Origin of the sequence: Chamaesiphon sp. OTE_75_metabat_556 (assembly GCF_031378165.1) — a bacterium.
Taxonomy (GTDB): Bacteria; Cyanobacteriota; Cyanobacteriia; order Cyanobacteriales; family Chamaesiphonaceae; genus Chamaesiphon.
In genome coordinates, this window is record NZ_JANNDR010000057.1 from 1 (window position 1) to 5,105 (window position 5,105).

The 5,105-nt window shown below is 50.0% G+C and carries 5 protein-coding genes; 1 reads left to right on the plus strand and 4 read right to left on the minus strand.

Translation table 11 applies throughout. The annotated features are described in order from the left end of the window. Positions 1-324: preQ(1) synthase (gene queF / locus RMO27_RS02890; RefSeq protein WP_309728903.1), on the plus strand; the 324-nt coding region annotated here is incomplete at its 5' end. Positions 325-490: 166 nt separating this feature from the next. Here queF and RMO27_RS02895 read toward each other — a convergent pair. The 4 genes from RMO27_RS02895 to RMO27_RS02910 form a co-directional block, all read right to left on the minus strand. Next, a complete protein-coding gene (locus RMO27_RS02895) occupies positions 491-943 on the minus strand; it encodes a hypothetical protein (protein WP_309728904.1) in 453 nt (150 codons plus the stop codon). Positions 944-1,048: 105 nt separating this feature from the next. Then, entirely contained in the window at positions 1,049-1,822 is a 774-nt protein-coding gene (gene gloB / locus RMO27_RS02900; RefSeq protein WP_309728905.1) for a hydroxyacylglutathione hydrolase, read from the minus strand. Between the two features lie 162 nt (positions 1,823-1,984). Beyond that, positions 1,985-3,850 (minus strand): chromosome segregation ATPase, encoded by a 1,866-nt coding sequence (locus RMO27_RS02905; RefSeq protein ID WP_309728906.1) that lies wholly within the window; start codon positions 3,848-3,850, stop codon positions 1,985-1,987. Positions 3,851-4,123: 273 nt separating this feature from the next. After that, positions 4,124-5,105: 8-amino-7-oxononanoate synthase (locus RMO27_RS02910; RefSeq protein WP_309728907.1), on the minus strand; the 982-nt coding region annotated here is incomplete at its 5' end.

Consider the following 5,105-nt stretch of genomic DNA (forward strand, 5'->3'; position numbering starts at 1 on the left):
ACCTTTCCCAATCCTCGGATCGGGCGACGTTACAACGTCGATATCAGTTTGCCAGAGTTTACCTGTAAGTGTCCCTTTTCGGGCTATCCCGATTTTGCGACGATCGAGATTAGTTACGTCCCCGACCAAAAAGTGGTCGAACTCAAGGCACTGAAACTATATATCAATAGCTATCGCGATCGCTATATTTCCCACGAGGAAACCGCCAATCAAATCTTAGATGATTTTGTGGCAACTGCCGATCCCCATCAGATTACCGTCAGAGCTGATTTTTCGCCACGCGGCAACGTCCACATGGTGGTGGAAGTCAAGCATGAGAAATAGGGGTTAGGTTTTAGGCTGTAGGTGTTAGGCTTTAGGGTCGCAAGAGTTGGCGAACTAGTTATCTTGAGATGTTGGCACTATTACTACTACAAACCCGACTTCTTCAAGAAGTCGGGTTTGTGTCTTAACCAGCTTAGCTATTGTGATCGATCGAGTCGCGCCGATCCTATTTCTGTTCGGGGATTTTGCAATACTGAGTCAGTCCGGTCGCCAGATCGCGTTCGGGACTGAAAATATTATTGGATTTGCGCAAACCTTCTTGCACCTTGGTAGATTTGCGCTCCTTGAGGCTGGCAATTAGTTGCTGATTAATTTCGGTGCCACCTTGATACATGGCTACAAACTGACTTTTGTAAGTCTTGAGTTTTTCATCGCTCAGGTTGACGGAACTCATATCCTTGTTCGCTTTAGTGAAAACCTGGACGAGTTTTTCGACAATTTGGACATCGAGATTCGTGCCAGATTGAGTAGTATCTTTGGTATCGATCACCGTTTGATTGATGACTTTAATCATGTCCGCGCACTGGGACACCTTGCCACTACTACAGCTTGTTGCCAAAACACTCGTCCCGATCGAGATCGCCAGCATTGCTACCCGTTGCACTTTCACCAATTTCATCTCCACTGCCTCTCAACACACAACACATCTTAGCTTATTTAGTCAAAGTGTTAACCACGATCTCTAGATAAAAGTCTCATCCTCAAAACTTAACGATCGACTGACTTAAAATTGGTCTTTACGACCACGAATACGGGCAAAAGTCTCGATCGGATCGTGACTGGCAACACTGGTTTGGAGGGCGGCACTATCCCAACGGAGGAAAGGATTGGTACGCTTTTCAATTCCCAAGCAAGTGGGCACGGTCGGAATCAGCTCTTGCCGAGCAGCGGTGACATCAACTAGTCGCTGCTGGAGTTCTTGATTGTCAGGATCGACAGTGATGGCAAATTTAAGATTGCTCAATGTATACTCATGAGCGCACCAGATTCGCGTATCGTCGGGTAATTGGCGCAATTTCGTCATCGAGCCGACCATTTGAGCGGGAGTCCCTTCAAATAGGCGTCCGCACCCCCCAGCAAAAATCGTATCGCCACAAAAGAGTTCGCCAGCCTCATCGCTCGCTACTGGTGGGAAATAGTAGGCAATGTGGGCGCGAGTATGTCCGGGGATAAACAAGACTTCACCACTGCGCGCGCCAAATTCTACCCGATCGCCATCGACTAAGTATACTTGCTGTCCGGGGATGCGACCGCGATCTTCGGCACCGCCATAGACACGGACAGCAGGGAAGGCGGCGATTAATTCTTGATTCCCGCCAACATGATCGCCATGATGGTGTGTATTGAAAATCGCCACCAATCGCACTTGCTGACGAGCTAATTCGGCGAGTACTGGTGCCGCTTCCGCTGGATCGACAACTGCCGCAATCTGCCGATCTCGATCGACCATCAGAAAAATATAATTGTCTGACAAAACGGGAATCTGAATAATTTCCATAGCCAACAGGTTGGGGTAAACTTACACTCTTTTAACTTAACCGATCCGCCACTGGTTGCTGGATGGTGACAATGTCTGATCCCGCTCCCTGCTGTCTTGAAAAGGTGCTTCACTTGGGGAAACCCCTGTTCCCGCACTTTTCGCTCCCCGCTTCAGTGCAGCCTAATTACCCAAAACACCATTTGTACCGTCATCACTATTTGGACTAGCCTCTGGCGTGGGATTAAGCTGCTGTTGCCACTGTTGGATCAGATTCTGGGCAGCACCGTAGGAAGAAGTATTTGAGGGAATGGCTTTGGCGATCGCGATCGCGCGGCGCAGATCGCTGGTGGCAGTGCTTTGGGCGACTTCGAGCATTTGATTGCCCCAATTATCCATCGCCAATCGCGCTTGGGCGCGGAGGGCGGAACTTTTGGGTACGCGCGCGGCGGCTTTAATCGCACCTAAGAGGGATTCTGGCGTACCCGTATCGGCCAATTTTTGGGCGGCGGCGAGGTTGTTAGCGGCTTGGAGTTGGGCTTGCCAGTCGTTGACCCTTTCTTCCCGTTGTGCGGACATCGCGCGTCCGTTGCCAATGTGTTGTGCCATCGAGATCGCACCCCGGAGATCGCCAGTAGCCGCCAAGCTTTCCGCTTGCTGAAGGATCGGGGCATCCTCCGCCCGTTGGATCTCCGCCGTCCACTGTTTGCTTTTCTCTTGCGCTTGGGCGTAGAGTGCGCGTCCGGGGCGGATTTGATTGAGTTGGGCGATCGCCTGTTGGACACCTTGAACGGTACCGCTAGCGGCCAAGGTGTCCGCAGTACGGAGATAAGGTGTATCTTGAACTGTTTCAATTTGCTGACGCCACTCTTTGGCTACGCCTGCGGCTTCTTTCCCACGGGGATTGCTGACAGGAATGCGTTGTACTTCGGTGATTGCGGCTTGGAGATCGACAACAGTGCTGGTACTTGCCAGACTGCGAGCGTGTTGGAGCGTGGCAAGATCTTGAATTTCCAGTTGCCAAGTGCCCATTGCTTGCTGCGATCGTTGGTACAGCGAACTATTAGCTTTAATGCTTTGGATCAGGGAAATGGCTGTTTCGAGTTCGGAGATACTGCCACTTGCGGAATGAGATTGGGCTTCAGCAAAACTAATTAGATCCTGGAGTTCGGTTTTGGTTTCAGTGGCATCTGGGGTCTGATTGGCAATTTCGAGTGCGCCTGTCCAGTCGCGTTTATCCAGTTTGGTTCTGGCTAATTTCAGCATCTGTTTGGCTGCTGTGGTGACGATCGTTTGGGCTTCGGTATGGGCGAAGCTTTTGGGATCGATTTTATTAGCCATCTCTACTGCTGTTAGCAGCGATTTGACAGTTGGATTATTCTTGAGCAGTTGCCGCGCCTCATCTAATTTGGAGCTATCCGCTTTGGCAATTTGGACGAGATCGGCTAATTCTTGATATTTAGTAGTCGCCCAATACCGATTATTCAGGTGGGTGAGTTTTACTGCTACTCCATAAGCATTCACCCACTTCGAGCTATTTAATAATGCTCTAGTTTCTTGATCGAGTGCCACCCCTTTCGTCCAAGTTTCTTGCCATTGTCCCAACCGTTTGGCCACGATTTTATAAGCTGGAATATTTTTGGGGATTTTTTTAGCCGCGTTGACGGCTTCATCGTAGTTCCCCTCTTGATAAGTAGCTTCGGCCAATCTCAAAATTGCCAGCGACCAGCGTTGGACATTGCTATCGATATAGCTGCGGGTGGGATCGTTGGGGGCAACATCTTTGACGAGATTGAGTGCCGATACTAGGTCTTTTAAAGTTTGCTTGCTGGCTGCCAATTGGCCGCAATATACGCGCAGGGATGCCGAGGACATCGGTACGAAGATTTCGGGGCAATTGGGGACTGCTTTGGGATTGAGCAGCAAGCCCAAGGCCAGATAAACTAGCCCACCCGAAATACCGAGAGTAATAATTGCCCAGAACACCCAACTTCGGATGAACGATAGTCGCAACCATGAGGGCATTTGGTGGACTAATTGTTTAGTCACCTGGGTTGCCTGTTCAAAATCAAAGCGGGAGTTTGGTTTTGCCAAAACTTAAATTAGAGGGTAGAGAATATGTGGGCGCGGGGCGTAAGCGATCGAGTAATAAATATCGGGAATTATGACGATACTTTTTAGGCGAACAATCCTAAAATCACCACTACTTTGTGACGAATATTGTGATTTTTTTGAGTCTGCTTTGTCAAGCTTAGTAGCTAGCAGGTCGAAATCGATCGACTGCGACCGTCTGGTAAATGCTGGTGCCGGTCGATCGTTATTTTAACTCACTTCGGTGGGGCTGAGAATCCGCTCGATGGCCGTAACCAATCGCTCTAATTGCCACTGTTGGTGGGTAGCCATCACTGATAGTCTAATTCTACTCGTGGGGACGGTAGGGGGACGGATTGCTGGAGCAAAGATCCCGGCTTGCTGGAGTTGAATCCCGATCGTCAGTGCGGTCTGAGCATCTGGTAATTCGATACAAATAATTGGTGATGCTGACGGAATTAGCGGCAAGTGGGGCAGTCGCTCTGTCAAAAGCTGTTTTAAGCATGTCACATTTTGCCACAGTTGCTGACGTAGTTGGGGTGTAGTGCTAATGATCTCGATCGCGGCTAGTGCTGCGGCTGTATCTGCGGGTGATAATCCGGTGGTATAAATCCAACTCGCACACCGATTTTTGAGAAAATCGATCAGGCTGGCACTACCCGCCACATAACCGCCCAAACTACCGATCGATTTACTGAGCGTACCCATTTCGATTAAGGGATGACCCACCAGATCGTAGTGCTCAACAATGCCCGCACCAGTTGCCCCAAATACTCCAGTGGCATGGGCTTCATCGATCGCCAGCATCGCCCCATAGTCCCGTGCTAGCTCGATTAGTGCTGGCAACGGGCAGATATCTCCATCCATACTAAACACGCTATCGGTGACGATCGTACACCGACGGTAATTAGCGCGGTGTAATTCTAAATGCTGGCGCAGATCCTGCATATCGCCATGCTGGTAATCGATCGTCATTGCCCCACTTAATAACGCCCCATTTTTGAGACTCGAATGGTTGGCGCGATCGCTCAGAATTAGGTCTTTTTTGCCCCCTAGTGCCGCGATCGTCCCCAAATTTGCCAGATACCCCGAACTAAAAACTAAGGCCGCTTCAGTGCCTTTTAAACGGGCGATCGCATCTTCGAGATCTTGGTGGAGTTGTTTGTGTCCGCTTGTCAACCGCGAACCCGTCGCTCCCGTCCCAAATTGTTGC

What these genes read in the sequence shown, in the direction of transcription:
- RMO27_RS02895 (WP_309728904.1), bottom strand. Translation starts at nt 943, where the DNA reads ATGAAATTGGTGAAAGTGCAACGGGTAGCAATGCTGGCGATCTCGATC.
- gloB (WP_309728905.1), bottom strand. Translation starts at nt 1,822, where the DNA reads ATGGAAATTATTCAGATTCCCGTTTTGTCAGACAATTATATTTTTCTG.